This window comes from Streptomyces sp. CB01249 (assembly GCF_001905735.1).
Classification (GTDB): domain Bacteria; phylum Actinomycetota; class Actinomycetes; order Streptomycetales; family Streptomycetaceae; genus Streptomyces.
In genome coordinates, this window is record NZ_LISW01000002.1 from 1,556,929 (window position 1) to 1,572,975 (window position 16,047).

At 73.0% G+C, this 16,047-nt stretch carries 11 protein-coding genes; 6 read left to right on the top strand and 5 right to left on the bottom strand.

What is annotated here, in order from left to right; translation table 11 throughout:
* The first annotated feature begins 144 nt into the window (after positions 1-144).
* The 6 genes from infB to AMK18_RS15550 all read left to right on the top strand — a co-directional run bounded on the left by infB (position 145) and on the right by AMK18_RS15550 (position 9,832).
* On the top strand, positions 145-3,219 hold the full coding sequence (gene infB / locus AMK18_RS15525) for a translation initiation factor IF-2 (RefSeq protein WP_073863181.1): 3,075 nt from the start codon (positions 145-147) through the stop codon (positions 3,217-3,219).
* Positions 3,220-3,357: 138 nt separating this feature from the next.
* Positions 3,358-3,654: a DUF503 domain-containing protein gene (locus AMK18_RS15530; protein WP_073863182.1), complete on the top strand. Its 297-nt coding sequence runs from the start codon at positions 3,358-3,360 to the stop codon at positions 3,652-3,654.
* A gap of 23 nt (positions 3,655-3,677) precedes the next feature.
* Positions 3,678-4,130 carry a 30S ribosome-binding factor RbfA gene (gene rbfA / locus AMK18_RS15535; RefSeq protein ID WP_018102326.1) on the top strand — a complete coding sequence of 151 codons (453 nt, stop codon included), beginning with the start codon at positions 3,678-3,680 and terminating at the stop codon, positions 4,128-4,130.
* A complete protein-coding gene (truB, locus tag AMK18_RS15540; RefSeq protein WP_018102325.1) occupies positions 4,127-5,023 on the top strand; it encodes a tRNA pseudouridine(55) synthase TruB in 897 nt (298 codons plus the stop codon). Before rbfA ends, truB begins: the two co-directional genes overlap by 4 nt.
* A gap of 200 nt (positions 5,024-5,223) precedes the next feature.
* On the top strand, positions 5,224-8,829 hold the full coding sequence (locus AMK18_RS15545) for a S1 family peptidase (protein WP_073863183.1): 3,606 nt from the start codon (positions 5,224-5,226) through the stop codon (positions 8,827-8,829).
* Positions 8,830-8,872: 43 nt separating this feature from the next.
* Positions 8,873-9,832: a bifunctional riboflavin kinase/FAD synthetase gene (locus tag AMK18_RS15550; RefSeq protein ID WP_026171414.1), complete on the top strand. Its 960-nt coding sequence runs from the start codon at positions 8,873-8,875 to the stop codon at positions 9,830-9,832.
* A gap of 45 nt (positions 9,833-9,877) precedes the next feature.
* On the opposite strand, the gene AMK18_RS15555 is transcribed toward AMK18_RS15550, so the two are convergent.
* From AMK18_RS15555 to AMK18_RS15575, 5 genes are all read right to left on the bottom strand, one after another.
* A complete protein-coding gene (locus AMK18_RS15555; protein WP_073863184.1) occupies positions 9,878-10,879 on the bottom strand; it encodes an ABC transporter ATP-binding protein in 1,002 nt (333 codons plus the stop codon).
* On the bottom strand, positions 10,876-11,901 hold the full coding sequence (locus AMK18_RS15560) for an ABC transporter ATP-binding protein (RefSeq protein WP_073863185.1): 1,026 nt from the start codon (positions 11,899-11,901) through the stop codon (positions 10,876-10,878). Before AMK18_RS15560 ends, AMK18_RS15555 begins: the two co-directional genes overlap by 4 nt.
* On the bottom strand, positions 11,898-12,848 hold the full coding sequence (locus AMK18_RS15565) for an ABC transporter permease (protein WP_073863186.1): 951 nt from the start codon (positions 12,846-12,848) through the stop codon (positions 11,898-11,900). Before AMK18_RS15565 ends, AMK18_RS15560 begins: the two co-directional genes overlap by 4 nt.
* Complete coding sequence (locus AMK18_RS15570) at positions 12,845-13,924, bottom strand: ABC transporter permease (protein ID WP_073863187.1); 1,080 nt, start codon at positions 13,922-13,924, stop codon at positions 12,845-12,847. Before AMK18_RS15570 ends, AMK18_RS15565 begins: the two co-directional genes overlap by 4 nt.
* Positions 13,925-14,024: 100 nt before the next feature.
* A complete protein-coding gene (locus AMK18_RS15575) occupies positions 14,025-15,899 on the bottom strand; it encodes an ABC transporter substrate-binding protein (protein ID WP_073863188.1) in 1,875 nt (624 codons plus the stop codon).
* Positions 15,900-16,047: the final 148 nt, after the last annotated feature.

A 16,047-nucleotide genomic window follows, 5' to 3' on the forward strand; every position in this document is an offset into this window, starting at 1 on the left:
ATGAACGGCACGGGTCCCCGTGCGGTCAGGTACCTCGCGAGTTGGAAGTAGGTCGAGATTGCGATGAGCACTCGATGAGTACGCGATGAGTACGCCCATGAAGTAGCGACGGTCCGGCGGTAACCCGGACCTAAAAGGAGCGAAGTGGCTAAGGTCCGGGTATACGAACTCGCCAAGGAGTTCGGCGTGGAGAGCAAGGTCGTCATGGCCAAGCTCCAAGAACTCGGTGAATTCGTCCGTTCGGCGTCCTCGACGATCGAGGCGCCGGTCGTGCGCAAGTTGACTGACGCACTGCAGGGGCCCGGCGGCAACGCCGGCAAGCCCGCTGCCAAGCCGGGCGCGCCTCGTAAGGCCGCCCCCGCCAAGCCCGCGGCGCCGTCTCCGGCCCCCGCGGCACGTCCCGCTGCCCCGAAGCCCGGCGCCCCGGCCCCCAAGCCGGCCGCCGCCGAGGCCCCGAGCAGCACCCCCTCCGCCCCGTCGGCGCCGGCCCCCGGCCCGCGTCCGGGTCCGAAGCCCGCGCCGAAGGCCCCGGCCGCGCCGGTGCCCGCCGCGGAGTTCTCGGCCCCGGCCCCGGCCCAGCCGGCCGCGCCGCAGGCACCGCGCCCCGCCGGCGCGACCCCCGGCCCCCGTCCCGCGCGTCCGGCCCCGGCCGGTCAGCAGGGTGGCGGCCAGCGTGACGGCGGCCGCGGCGGCGAGCGCCCCGCGCGTCCCGCCGGCCAGGGCGCCCCGCGTCCCGGCGGCGCCCGTCCGGCCGGTCCCCGTCCGGGCAACAACCCCTTCACCTCCGGTGGCTCGACGGGCATGTCCCGTCCGCAGGCACCCCGTCCCGGCGGCGCCCCGCGTCCCGGTGGCGGCCAGGAGCGCCCCGGCGCCCCGCGTCCGCAGGGTGGCCCCGGTGGCGCCCCGCGCCCGCAGGGCCAGGGTGGCGCGCCGCGTCCGACCCCGGGCGGCATGCCCCGGCCGCAGGCGCCCCGTCCGGGCGGTGCTCCCGGTGGTAACCGTCCCAACCCGGGCATGATGCCGCAGCGTCCCGCTGCCGGCCCGCGTCCCGGTGGTGGCCCCGGCGGTGGCCGCGGTCCCGGCGGCGGCGGTCGTCCGGGCGGCGCCGGCCGTCCCGGCGGCGGCGGCTTCGCCGGTCGTCCGGCCGGTCCCGGCGGCGGTGGCGGCGGCTTCGCCGGCCGTCCCGGTGGCGGCGGTGGCGGTGGCGGCGCGGGTCGTCCCGGCGGTGGCGGTGGCTTCGGCGGCCGTCCCGGCTTCGGTGGACGTCCCGGCGGCCCCGGTGGCCGTGGTGGCACGCAGGGCGCCTTCGGCCGTCCCGGCGGTCCCGCGCGTCGTGGCCGCAAGTCGAAGCGGCAGAGGCGCCAGGAGTACGAGGCCATGCAGGCCCCGTCGGTCGGCGGCGTGATGCTGCCTCGCGGCAACGGACAGGCCGTCCGGCTGTCGCGCGGTGCCTCGCTCACCGACTTCGCCGAGAAGATCAACGCCAACCCGGCTTCGCTGGTCGGCGTCATGATGAACCTCGGCGAGATGGTCACCGCCACGCAGTCCGTCTCCGACGAGACGCTGAAGCTCCTCGCGGACGAGATGAACTTCGTCCTGGAGATCGTCAGCCCGGAGGAGGAGGACCGCGAGCTGCTCGAGTCCTTCGACATCGAGTTCGGCGAGGACGAGGGCGGCGACGAGGCCCTGCTGCCGCGTCCGCCGGTCGTGACCGTCATGGGTCACGTCGACCACGGTAAGACCCGGCTGCTCGACGCCATCCGCAAGACGAACGTCATCGCGGGCGAGGCCGGCGGCATCACCCAGCACATCGGTGCGTACCAGGTCGGTGCCGAGGTCAACGGCGAGGACCGCCGTATCACCTTCATCGACACCCCGGGTCACGAGGCGTTCACCGCCATGCGTGCCCGTGGTGCGAAGTCCACCGACATCGCGATCCTCGTGGTGGCGGCGAACGACGGTGTGATGCCCCAGACGATCGAGGCGCTGAACCACGCCAAGGCGGCCGACGTGCCGATCGTGGTCGCGGTCAACAAGATCGACGTCGAGGGTGCCGACCCGACCAAGGTGCGCGGTCAGCTCACCGAGTTCGGTCTGGTGGCCGAGGAGTACGGCGGCGACACGATGTTCGTGGACATCTCCGCCAAGCAGGGTCTGCACATCGACCAGCTGCTGGAGGCCGTCGTCCTCACCGCCGACGCCTCGCTCGACCTCCGGGCCAACCCGGACCAGGACGCGCAGGGCATCGCGATCGAGTCCCACCTCGACCGCGGCCGCGGTGCCGTCGCGACCGTCCTGGTCCAGCGAGGCACCCTGCGGGTCGGCGACACGATGGTGGTCGGCGACGCCTACGGCCGTGTCCGCGCGATGCTCGACGACAAGGGCGAGAACGTCGAGGAAGCGGGTCCGTCGACCCCCGTCCTCGTGCTGGGTCTCACCAACGTCCCGGGCGCCGGCGACAACTTCCTCGTCGTGGACGAGGACCGTACGGCCCGTCAGATCGCCGAGAAGCGTGCCGCTCGCGAGCGCAACGCCAACTTCGCCCGCAAGGGTGTCCGGTTCTCCCTGGAGAACCTGGACGAGGCGCTCAAGGCCGGTCTGGTCCAGGAGCTCAACCTCATCATCAAGGGCGACGCGTCCGGTTCGGTGGAGGCTCTCGAGTCCTCGCTGCTCCAGCTCGACGTCGGCGACGAGGTCGACATCCGGGTCCTGCACCGCGGTGTGGGTGCGGTCACCGAGTCGGACATCGACCTGGCGACCGGCTCCGACGCCATCGTGATCGGCTTCAACGTGCGCGCCGCAGGGCGTGCGCAGCAGATGGCCGACCGCGAGGGTGTGGACGTCCGCTACTACTCGGTCATCTACCAGGCGATCGAGGAGATCGAGGCGGCCCTCAAGGGCATGCTCAAGCCGGAGTACGAAGAGGTCGAGCTCGGTACGGCGGAGATCCGCGAGATCTTCCGCTCGTCCAAGCTGGGCAACATCGCCGGTGTGCTCGTCCGGTCCGGCGAGGTCAAGCGCAACACCAAGGCGCGCCTGCTGCGCGACGGCAAGGTCGTCGCGGAGAACCTCACCATCTCCGGTCTGCGCCGCTTCAAGGACGACGTCACCGAGATCCGCGAAGGCTTCGAGGGCGGTATCAACCTCGGAAACTTCAACGACATCAAGATCGACGACGTCATCGCGACGTACGAGATGCGCGAGAAGCCGCGAGGCTGACCCGTACCTCAACAGTCGGGGCCGGTCGACGGGACCTATTTCCCGTCGATCGGCCCCGGCCGTTCCGTGTACGGTTCTTGTGTCCCCGCCGATCATCGGCGGGGCGCGAACCCGAACCGGCGGGACATCCGGGCATACATGTATGTGGGGACACTGTCCTTCGACCTGCTTCTCGGCGACGTACGGTCGCTGAAGGAGAAGCGTTCCGTGGTCCGTCCGATCGTCGCCGAACTCCAGCGCAAATACGCGGTGAGCGCGGCGGAGACGGGCGATCAGGACCTCCACCGCAGGGCCGAGATCGGCCTCGCCGTGGTTTCCGGGGACACCCGGCACCTCACTGACGTACTCGACCGGTGCGAGCGCCTCGTCGCCGCCCGGCCGGAAGTGGAGCTGCTGTCCGTACGACGGCGGCTGCACAGCGACGAAGACGACTGAGCAAGGCAGAAGGAGACGGACCAGTGGCCGACAACGCGCGGGCTAAGAAGCTGGCGGACCTCATCCAGGAGGTGGTCGCCGGGAAACTGCAGCGCGGCATCAAGGACCCGCGTCTGGGGACCCACGTGACGATCACGGATGTCCGCGTCACCGGCGACCTGCGGGAGGCCACGGTCTTCTACACGGTCTACGGCGACGACGAGGACCGGGCCAGCGCGGCGGCCGGCCTGCAGAGCGCCAAGGGCATCCTGCGGTCGGCGGTCGGCTCGGCGGCGGGGACGAAGTTCACCCCGACGCTCACCTTCGTGGCCGACGCCCTCCCGGAGAACGCCCGGGCCATCGAGGACCTGCTCGACCGGGCACGGGCCTCGGACGCCAAGGTGCGTGAGGCGTCCTCGGGCGCCACGTACGCCGGCGACGCGGACCCGTACCGCAAGCCGGAGGACGAGACCGACGAGGACGCAGCCTCCGAATGACGCAGAACAAGACGCCGGACGGACTTGTCATTGTCGACAAGCCGTCCGGCTTCACTTCGCACGACGTCGTCGCCAAGATGCGCGGCATCGCCCGCACCCGCCGTGTCGGCCACGCCGGCACCCTGGACCCGATGGCGACCGGTGTGCTCGTGCTCGGCGTCGAGAAGGCCACCAAGCTCCTCGGCCACCTCGCGCTGACCGAGAAGGAGTACCTGGGCACGATCCGGCTCGGCCAGAACACCGTCACGGACGACGCGGAGGGCGAGATCACCTCGTCCGCCGACGCCTCCGGGGTGACGCGTGAAGGGATCGACGCCGGGGTCGCCGCCCTGACCGGCAACATCATGCAGGTGCCGTCCAAGGTCAGCGCCATCAAGATCGACGGCAAGCGGTCCTACGCGCGGGTGCGCGGCGGCGAGGAGTTCGAGATCCCGGCCCGGCCGGTGACCGTCTCGTCCTTCCGCGTCTACGACGTCCGCGAGGCCGTCGCCGAGGACGGTACGCCGGTGCTCGACCTGGTCGTCTCGGTGGTCTGCTCCTCGGGGACGTACATCCGGGCCATCGCCCGTGACCTGGGCGCCGGGCTCGGGGTGGGCGGCCATCTGACCGCCCTGCGGCGCACCCGCGTCGGCCCGTACGGACTGGACGCCGCGCGCACGCTGGACCAGCACCAGGAGGAGCTGGCCGTGATGCCGGTGGCCGAGGCCGCCGCCTCGGCGTTCCCCCGCTGGGACGTGGACGAGAAGCGGGCGAAGCTGCTGCTGAACGGCGTCCGCCTGGACATGCCCGCCCACCCGCCGGGGCCGGTCGCCGTCTTCGGGCCGGACGGGCGGTTCCTGGTGCTGGTCGAGGAGCAGAAGGGCAAGGCCAAGAGCCTCGCCGTCTTCGCCTGACCGGACGCCTTCGCCGGACCCTCATCGTGGAGCGGGCAGAGCCCCCTGTGCCCGCTCCACGATCCCCCACCCATTCCTGTCCAGCGATTGCCCCGGATTCACCCCAACGGGCAGGCGCTCGGAGTGAATCAGGGGGGTGACGGGGGCGCTTTCGCCCGTAGTGGTCCGCGCGGGGATCTTCGGCGGCCTACCGTCGGATCATGGAATGCGGGGACCGGGCGACGCTGGTACGACTGTGCGATCCGGCCGGCAGGCCGCGGGGGACCGGCTTCGTCGCCGACGACCGGGGCACGGTGGTCACCAGCCACGAGGCGGTCGACGGCCTTCCGCACCTCCTGCTGCACGGCACGGACGGCCGCAGCCTCCGCGTCGAGGCCGCCGACATCACCGCCGTACCGGAATGGGACCTCGCCCTCCTCCCCACCGGAGGCCCCGACACCCTCGGCGTCCGGCCGCTGCCCGTGTGTGTACGCGAGCGGCTCGACCCCGGTACGTATGTGACGGTCGCCGCGCACGGTCTGCGCGAGGCGCGCATCCTGGGCCGCACGCCGGTCACGTACACCAGTCGCGGCCGCACCCACCGGATCGACAAGGCCCTGGAACTGGCCCTCGGCACGGACGGCAGCGACGCGCTCCGGCTGGGCGGCGCGGCGGTGGGCGGGCCCGTGCTCGACCCGGACAGCGGGGCCGTGATCGCCGTCATCGGGCTCGCCCTGCGCGCCTCCCACGCCACCGCCGGCTGCGCCGCACCACTGGCCGGGGCCCCCGCCGACGGGCCGCTGGGCGAGCTGCTGCGGCGCAACGCCGCGACCGTCCCCGGCTACGGCCCCGATCTCAATCTCGCCGGGGCCCTCCAGCTCACCGCCATGTCCGTCGGTTCGGCGGGCGACCCGGGCGAGCGGCACGAGCCGGTGGAGCGGCCCGACGTCCGCGCCGAGTCCGAGGCGTTCGCGGCGGCCGGACCGGACGCACCCGCCGTCATCCTCGGCCTCGTCGGAGAGCCGGGCACCGGCCGCACCACCGAGCTCGCCGCCATCGCCGCGCGCCGGGCGACCGGCCCGGTGCCCGCGCCCACGCTGTGGCTGCGCGGCGCCGACCTCCTCGCGGACGACACCTCCGTCGCCGACGCCGTCGCGCGCACGCTCCAGCAGGCCGGGCGCATCGTCGGCGCCGCCGGGGCCCCGGGCGACATGGCGAGCGCCACGCCCGAGCGGGTCGCCCGGCTGGCAGCGGCCTCCGGCGTGCCGCTCCTCGTTCTGCTGGACGCCCCGGAGGAGATGCCGCCCGTCCTGGCGCACCGGCTCGCCGACTGGACCACCGGCACGGTCGGCTGGCTCCGTGAGAGCGGCGCCCGGCTCGTCGTCGGCTGCCGCCCCGAGCACTGGGAGACGGCAGGTGCGCTCTGCCCGCCCGAGGCCCTGCACCGGCCCGCCCGGCCCGCCCGGCGGCTGCCCCCGGCGGTCCGCGTCACCGACTTCACCGCAGGCCAGGCCGAACGCGCCAGGGAGGGGCTCGGCCTCCCGCCCGACTGCCTGGCCCCCGGCCACGACCGCCATCCGCTGACCCTCCGCCTGCTCGCCGAGGTCCGCGAGGCCCTGCCGCCGGGCACGCCCGGGCGCCCCGGCACGGAGGAGGTCTTCGCCGCCCACCTGGACCTGATGTGCCTGCGCATCGCCGTCCGCATCGCCGCCGGGACCCGCCCCGGGCCCACGGCGGTACGGCGCCTGGCGGCCCGGGTGGCCGGACAGGTCCACGAGGCGGCCCGCCGCTGCCTCGGCCCCGGCCAGAGCGAGCTGGACCGGGCCGCCTTCGAGGAGCTGTTCCCCTGGCGTACGGGGTGGGCCCCGGCGGTCCTCACCGAAGGGCTCCTCGTCCCGGCCGGGGCGGGCTACCGCTTCGCCCACGAAGAGGTGGGGGACTGGATCCAGAGCACGCACCTCGATCTGGACGCGGCCCTGCGGGCGCTGGTGCACCGCTGGCACGCGGAGCCGCAGGAGGACGACGGCCGGGTGCCGCGCCCCCGCCGGGGCGCCGCCGCCGAGGACCCGGCCCCGGCCGGACCGCGCAGCCTGCCCGTGCCCCGGCACCGGATCGGCCCGGTCATCCAGGCCCTCCTGCTCCTGGCCCGCCGCCACGGCACGGCCGCCCTGGCCCACCGGCTCGCGGACCTCATCGAGGCGCTGGACCGGCTGCCGGAGGGGGCGGCGGACGCGGCCGACGGCGACCGGGCCCTGCCCCTGTCCGACCCGCGCTGGTGGGCCGCGCGCCTGCTCGCCGAGACACTGCTCAGGGTGCCCGACGCCCGGCCGTACCTCGGCGTGCTCCGGCTGCTCGCCGGGCGCGTTGTGCGGAGTTCCGCCGAGGCGGACGGGGGAGGGGCGCGCGGGCCGTACGCCGCATTCGGGCCCTGGTTCTGGCGGGGGCCGCGGCTGCCCGAGGCGGACCGGATGGACCTCTTCCGCCGCCTCGTCCCGGCCGACGGGCCGCCGGGCGAGGGGGACGGCGACACCCGGTTCCTCGACGCCGTCGCCCGGCGGCTCGCCGCCCATCCGCGTACCGTCATGCCCCTCCTGTGCGCGTGGTTCACGGACGAACGGGCGCTCGCCGCGGCCCCGGACACCCCGGTGCGCCCCACCGTCGCCGCCGCCGCGCAGGCCCTCCTCCACGCCCGCCGGGACCTCGCGGTCGACGACCTGGCCGACGCGCTCGTCGACGCCGGGCACCCCCGGGCCGAGGAGCTGCTGGCCGCGCTCGCCGAGGACGAGCCCACCGCGCTCTGCCGGGCCGTCGAGCGCTGGGCCGGGGACGAGGACCGGCGCGCCCGCAGGGTCGCCGCCGTCTCGTACGCGACGCTCGTCGCCCCCCACGTCACCCTGGACGCCGATCGCGACCGGGTGCGCCGGGCCGCGCTCGCGGTGCTGGCCCGCCCGGCCGACAGCGACCTGCACGGAGCGGTCCTCGCCCTGCTCGTCGCGGACCCCCGCACCCGGCCCCGCTACCTCCCGCAGGCCGTCCGGGCCTTCGTCGCCGAGGGCCCGCAGGAGGTGCGCGTGCCCGCCGCCGCGCTCGCCGCCGCCCTGCCCACGCACGCGGACATCGTGGTGACCGCCTACCGGGACCGGCTCGCGCGGCCGGACCAGGGAGCGGGCGAGGTGCTGCGGGCCCTGGCCGGGATCGACGCCCCGGAGCTCGCGCTGCACGCCGCCGGACTCGTCCGCGCCTACGCCGAGGGCCACCCGGAGGACACGGCGCACACCGCCGCCTACCTCGACCGCCGCCTGGAGCACGGGCCCGCCGCGCGCGCCCTGCTGCTGCCGCTGCTCACCGGGCTGCTCCGGGACCGCCCGGCGGCGGCGCCGGTCCGGGGATCGCTGGCCGCGGTGCTCGCCTCGCCCGGCAGCCCCGCCTCGCAGCCCGCCCGCGACGAACTCCTGGAGGTGCTGCTGGACGCCGAGCAGCGCGGGGGGACCCCGGACCCGGTGGTCCTGGAGGCCCTGCTGCGGGCCGCCGCGGCCGGATGCGCGGGGCGGTCGGCGGTGCGCAGCAGGGCGCTGGTGCACCGGACCGGGATGCTGCTCGTGCGTACCCCCGAAGGGGCCGCCCTGTTCGACCGGCGGCTCGTCGCGCTGGTCCGCGAGGTGCCCGGGTTCGGCGCGCTGGTCGCGGGCTGGCTGGCCGACGCGCCGCAGGAGTGGGCGGCCGTCGTGGGGCCCAGCGCGCGGCGCACGGTGGAGGGGCTGCGGGCGCCGATGCCCATGCCGATGCAGGCCGCAGGGCGTGAGCATGGCAGTCTTAGACCTGCGTAAGCGAGATATCCACGTACACAGGTTCGGGCGAGGAGCGGTCAGAGTGCAGCGCTGGCGAGGCTTGGAGGACATCCCCCAGGACTGGGGGCGCAGCGTCGTCACCATCGGCTCGTACGACGGGGTGCACCGCGGACACCAGCTGATCATCGGCCGCGCCGTCGAGCGGGCCCGGGAGCTGGGCGTGCCGTCGGTCGTCGTCACCTTCGACCCGCACCCCAGCGAGGTCGTCCGGCCCGGCAGCCACCCCCCGCTGCTCGCTCCGCACCACCGGCGCGCCGAGCTGATGGCGGAGCTGGGCGTGGACGCGATGCTGATCCTGCCGTTCACCACGGAGTTCTCGCGGCTCGCCCCGGCCGACTTCATCGCCAAGGTGCTCGTGGACAAGCTGCACGCGCAGCTGGTCATCGAGGGCCCCAACTTCCGTTTCGGCCACAAGGCCGCGGGGAACGTCGAGCTGCTGGCCGAGCTGGGCGCCGAGCACGACTACCGCGTCGAGGTCATCGACCTGCGGGTGAGCGGCGCGGCGGGCGGCGGCGAGCCGTTCTCCTCCACGCTCACCCGGCGCCTGGTCGCCGAGGGCGATGTGGCCGGGGCCGCCGAGATCCTGGGCCGCCCGCACCGGGTCGAGGGCGTCGTCGTCCGGGGCGCCCAGCGCGGCCGCGAGCTGGGTTTCCCCACCGCGAACGTCGAGACCCTCCCGCACACCGCGATCCCCGCCGACGGCGTCTACGCGGGCTGGCTGCACGCGGACGGCGAGGCGATGCCCGCCGCGATCTCGGTCGGCACCAACCCGCAGTTCGACGGCACCGAGCGCACGGTGGAGGCGTACGCGATCGACCGCGTCGGCCTCGACCTGTACGGCCTGCACGTGGCCGTGGACTTCCTCGCGTACGTACGCGGGATGCTGAAGTTCGACACGATCGACGACCTGCTGGTGGCGATGGCCGCCGACGTGAAGCGGTGCAGCGAGCTGGTCGCCGCCGCCGAGGCCGGACAGGACTGACCGCGGGGTTTCCCGGCCGGACCGGCCGGGAAACCCGAACGCCCGTCAGGATGCGGGCGCGGCCACCTTCGCCGTGGCCCAGTGGCAGGCCACCTGCGTCTCCCCGCCGCCCGACAGGACCGGCAGGTCCTGCGTACGGCAGGCGTCCGCGACGCCCGCCCGCTCCGCCTGGCCCGAGGCCAGCACCTGGCAGCGGGCGTGGAAGCGGCAGCCGGACGGCACCCGCGACGGGTCCGGCGGCTCACCCGTCAGCACCACCGGATCGCCCGGCGCCTCCGGCAGCACCGACAGCAGCGCCTGGGTGTACGGATGGCGTGGGGCCGTCAGGATCTGCTCGACGGCCCCCGTCTCCACGATGCGGCCCAGGTACATCACCGCGACCCGGTCCGCGATGTTCCACGCGAGACCGAGGTCATGCGTCACGACCAGCGCGGAGAGACCCAGCTCCTCGCGCAGCCGCAGCAGCAGCGCCAGGATCTCGCCGCGCACCGACGCGTCCAGCGAGGCGACCGGCTCGTCCGCCACGATCAGCTCCGGCTCCAGGACCAGCGCCCCCGCGATAACGACGCGCTGGCGCTGACCGCCCGACAGCTCGTGCGGGTAGCGCAGGAAGAACCGCTCCGGCGGACGCAGCCCGGCCCGCGACAGCGCGTCGTGCACCGCCTGCCGCTCGTCGCCCGCGTAGCCGTGGATGCGCAGCCCCTCGGCCACCGCGTCGTACACCGTGTGGCGCGGGTTGAGCGAGCCGCTGGGGTCCTGGAGGACCAGCTGGGCGCGCTTGCGGTACGCCTTGAGCGCCCGGCTCCCGTAGTCCAGCGGCTTCCCGTCGAACGTGATGTGACCGGCCGTCGGCGGCACCAGGCCCAGCAGCGAACGGGCCAGCGTCGTCTTGCCGCACCCCGACTCGCCGACCAGGGCGACGATCTCGCCGGGCCGGATGTCCAGGTCGACCCCGTCCACCGCCCGCGCCGGGTCGGCCCCGTGCCGCCCGGGGAAGGTGATCCGGAGCCCCTGCGCGCTGAGCAGGTCCACGGGGGTCGTCGTCATGATGTGCTCCTTGCTTCCTCGGCGCCCGGCAGGACCGGCGCCGCCCCCTCCGGACCGACCAGCACGCACGCGGCCTGCCGCCCGGCGCCCGCGTCCCGCAGCTCCTGGTCCTGCGTGGCGCAGGAGTCCAGGGCCAGGGCGCAGCGCGGGTGGAAGGTGCAGCCGGCCGGCAGCGCCGAAGGGTCGGGCGGGTCGCCGGGCAGGCCCCGCGGCGCGAACCGGGACGCCAGGTCCCCGATGCGCGGGAAGGCGCCCGACAGGGCCCTGCTGTACGGGTGGTGCGCGCTCTCGTAGACCTCGGACGCCGGGCCCTCCTCCACGACCCGGCCCGCGTACATCACGGCGAGCCGGTCGCAGGTGTCGGACAGCACCGCCAGGTCGTGGCTGATCATGATCAGGCCGAGGTCCTGCTCGGAGACCAGTTGCTCGATCAGGCGCAGGATCTGGGCCTGGATCATCACGTCCAGGGCCGTCGTCGGCTCGTCGGCGATGATCAGGCCCGGGTCGCAGGCGAGCGCCATCGCGATCATCACGCGCTGCCGCTGCCCGCCGGACAGCTCGTGCGGATAGGCGTCCGTCCGGGCCGCGGGCAGCCCGACCTGTTCCAGTAGCTCACCGGCGCGCTTCCGGGCCGCCGCCGGGGTCGTCTTCCTGTGCAGCAGGATCGGCTCGGCGATCTGGTCCCCGATGCGGTGCACGGCGTTCAGCGAGTGCATCGCGCCCTGGAAGACGATGGAGGCGCCCGCCCAGCGGACGGCCCTGACCTGGCCCCACTTCATCGCGAGGACGTCCTCGCCGTTCAGCAGGATCTCGCCGGTCACCTTCGCGCCCGCGGGCAGCAGCCGCAGCAGGGCCAGCGCCAGCGTGGACTTGCCGCAGCCGGACTCACCGGCGATGCCCAGCTTGCGCCCGGCCTCGACCTGAAGGTTCACGCCGCGGACGGCCTGCGCTCCGCCGGGATACGTCACCGTCAGGTCGCGTACCTCCAGAAGAGGCGTCTTGCGGATGCTCGTCGTGCTCAACGGGCCACCCCCAGCTTGGGATTGAGGACGGACTCGATCGCGCGGCCGCACAGCGTGAACGCCAGGGCCACCAGGGCGATGGCGATGCCGGGCGGTGCCAGGTACCACCAGTCCCCGGCGCTCACCGCCCCCGCGGCGCGCGCGTCCTGGAGCATGCTGCCCCACGAGGTGATGGTTGGGTCGCCGAGGCCGAGGAAGGCCAGTGTGGCCTCGCTCAGGATCGCGCTGGAGATGGCCAGCGTGGTCTGCGCGAGTACCAGCGGCATGACGTTCGGCAGGACGTGCCGGAGCATGACATGGCCGTGGCCGCCGCCCAGCGCGCGGGCGCGCTCGATGTACGGCCGTGACTCCACGGCGAGGGTCTGCGCCCGCACCAGGCGGGCGGTGGTCGGCCAGGTCGTGACGCCGATCGCGATGATGATCGTCCACAGGGAGCGGTCCATCACCGAGGCGAGGGCGACCGCGAGGACCAGCGTCGGCATGACCAGGAACCAGTCGGTCACCCGCATCAGCACCGTCGAGTACCAGCCGCGGAAGTGGCCCGCGACGATCCCCACGATGGTGCCGATGGCGACGCACAGGAACGCCGCGAGCAGCCCCACGGTCAGCGAGACGCGCGCGCCCCACACCAGGAGCGCGAGCACGCTGCGCCCGAACTGGTCGGTGCCGAGCGGGAACTCACCGCTCGGCGATTCGAGCGCCCCGCCGGACGCCTCGGTGACGCTCTGCGAGTCGGCGCCGACGAGCTGGGGCGCGGCCAGGGCGATCAGCGCGATCAGGATCAGGCCGGCCAGGCCCCACATCCCGCCCTTGTGCGTGCGGTACTCCCGCCAGAAGCGGGCCGCGGACTGGCGTTTACGGGCCCGGGCCAGGGAGCGGGCGCTCCGGACGGGCTCGGGCGGGGCCGGCGCCGGGGTCGGCGTGGGCATGGAATCGGTCGTGGTCATCGGCCCACCCGGGGATCGAGCAGCGGATACAGCACATCGGCAAGGGTGTTCGCCAGGATCACCGCGGTGGCGAAGACGAAGAACAGGCCCTGGACGAGTGGCAGGTCGGGGGTGCTGAGGCCCTGGTAGAAGAGGGAGCCGAGGCCCGGCCAGGAGAACACGGTCTCCACCAGGATCTGCCCGGCGACCACATGTCCCAGGTTGACGAACATCAGCGTGAAGGTGGGCAGCATCGCGTTGGGCACGGCGTGCTTGCGGCGTACGACGTCGTCCCGCAGCCCCTTGGCGCGGGCCGTCGTGAGGTAGTCGCTGCCCATCTCGTCCAGCAGCGAGGACCGCATCACCAGCAGCGTCTGCGCGTACCCGACCGCCACCAGGGTGATCACCGGAAGCACCATGTGGTGCGCCACATCGGTGACGTAACCGAAGCCGCTCGTGTCGCCCGACGACATCCCGCCCGTCGGGAACATGCCCGGGATCGGGCCGACGCCGACCGAGAAGACGATGATCAGGAGCAGCCCGAGCCAGAACGACGGCACCGAGTACAGCGTGAGGGCGAGCGCGGTGTGGAACCGGTCGCCGGCCGAGCCGTTGCGCCAGGCGGTGCGGGTGCCGAGCCAGAGGCCGATGACGCTGTAGAGGACGTAGGCGGTGCCGGTGAGCAGCAGCGTCGCCGGCAGCTTCTCCACGATCTTGTCGATGACCGGGGCGTGGTACGCGAACGAGACACCGAAGTCGCCGGTGAGGGCGTCCCCGATGTAGCTGGTGAACTGCTGCCACATCGGCTGGTCGAGGCCGAGCTGATGGCGCAGCGATTCCAGCTGTTCGGCCGATACGGGCCGGCCGCCCGTCATCTGCTTGACCGGGTCGCTCGGAATGAGCCGGAAGAGGAAGAAGCTGGTGACCAGAACCGCGAACAGCGAGACGACGGCGCCCGCGATCTTGGCGGCCACATATTTGAGGTAGGCCGTGGTGTTGCGCGCCCGTGGACCGCGTGCGGCCGAGGGACCGGCCGGAGGGCCGTCCGTGGCCGCGTCCGCCTGTTGCACGAGCGCCGGAGTGCTGTCAGCTGTCATGGGGAACTCTCGTTACTCGTGTCGTTCCTGGAAAGAACCGGCCGGCGCGGGCCTGGTACCGCACCCGCGCCGGCCGGTTCCTCGCATCCCGTTCGAGAACCTACTCGCGATCGTCCGCGGTGGTGCGGCGGCGCCGCGAGATCAGGAAGCCGCCACCTGCGAGGACCACGACTGCCACCACGATTCCGATGATCACACCGGTGGAGGAGCCGGAGCTGCTGCTCTCCGAGCCGCCGTTGCCGCTCGCCGGCACGGCCGACCACCAGCTCCAGTAGCCGTCCTGGCCGTAGATGTTGCCGGCCGCCTCGGGCATGGTCGTGATCGACTTGATCTGGTCGGTGCGGTACGCCTCGACCGCGTTCGGGTACGCCATCACGTTCATGTACCCGGAGTCGTACAGCCACGACTGCATCTGCCCGACGAGCTCCGCGCGCTTCGCGGGGTCGTACTCGGCGAGCTGCTTCCGGTAGAGCTCGTCGTACTTCTTGTCGCAGATGAAGTTGTCCGTGGTCGCGCTGGCCTTGGCCTTCGTCGGCAGGGCCGCGCAGGTGTGGATGCCGAGGACGAAGTCCGGGTCCGGGTTGACCGACCAGCCGTCGAAGGCGAGGTCGTACTCACCGGCGTACCAGGGCACGGAGACGTCGTCCAGGCAGTCGACCTTCAGCCCGATGCCGAGATTGCCCCACCACTCCTTCAGGTACTTGCCGACCGCCTTGTCGTTCGGGTCGGTGGCGTGGCACAGGAGGCGCAGGTCGAGCGGCTTGCCGTCCTTGCCGACGCGCTGGTCGCCCTTGAGCTTGTAGCCCGCCTCGTCCAGCAGCTTCGCCGCCTTGTCGGGGTCGTAGTTCAGCGTCTGGTCGGCGGAGGGCTCCCAGGCGTACGCGGAGAAGCGCGGCGGGATGTAGCCCTTGCCCTCGACGGCGTGGCCCTGGAAGACCTTGTCGATGATCGTCTCGCGGTCGATCGACAGGAACAGCGCCTGGCGCACCTTCTGGTCGAGCAGCGCCTTGTTGCCGTTGCCGAACTTCTTGCCGTCCTTGGTCTGCGCGCCGGGGTTGGTGGCCAGCGCGTAGAAGCGACGGCCGGGACCCTCGTTGACCTTGATGTTCTTGTCGCCCTTGAGCGAGTTCGCCTGAGCGGGCGTCAGCGCGGGCGAACCGGCGACGAAGGAGACCTCACCCTTGCGCAGGGCGGCGACGGCGGCGTCCTGGTCCTTGTACGTCTTGAAGACCAGCTCGTCGAACTTGGGCTTCCCGCGCCAGAAGTCCGGGTTGGCCTTGAGCTTCACGTACTGGTCGACCTTGTAGTCCGTCAGGATGAACGGACCGTTGCCGACGACGGGGAACTTCGTGTCGTTGTTGAACTTCGAGAAGTCCCCGACCTTCTCCCACACGTGCTTCGGCACGATCGGCACGTCGAGCGCGGCCATGGTGGCCTGCGGCTCCTTGAGCTCGATGACCAGCTTGGTCGGGCTCGGGGCGGTGACCTTCTTGAAGTTGGTGACGAAGCTGCCGTTGGCCTGGGCCGCGGCCTCGTCGTCCATCATCTTGTTGAACGTCCAGGCGGCGTCCTCGGCGGTCGCCTGCTGCCCGTCCGACCACTTCGAATCGCCCCGAATGGTGTACGTCCACGTCAGCTTGTCGGCGGAGGGCTCCCACTTGGTCGCCAGGCCGGGGATGGCGTGGTTGTCCTTGGCGTCGTAGTTCGTCAGGAAGTCGTACATGAGCCGCGAGACGCTGGTGCTCAGCAGCTTCTGGGCGAGGAACGGGCTCAGGGAGTCGACGCTCTGCGCGACCGCGACGGTGAGCGTCTTGTTGCCGCTGTCGGCGGCCTGCGCCTGCTGGGGCGCGGCCCCGAGGGGCATTCCCGGCACGACGGACCCGGCTGCGAGAGCGAGGGCGGCGGCACCGGAGGCCAGGAGCACACGCAGACGTGAGCGTGGCGGGGCGGAGGACGGTGGAACTCTTACGACCATGGTCTGGGACCTCGCGTCATGACTCGCACGGGAAAGGCGTGTTGAACTTCGGTTCGCCGGCTGGTGTTGCGAAGGTTTATCAGCGGTGGTCAAGCCGCGTCAACGGTCCTCGAAACGGCGTGTGGTCTGCGGATATGCCAAAAGGGTC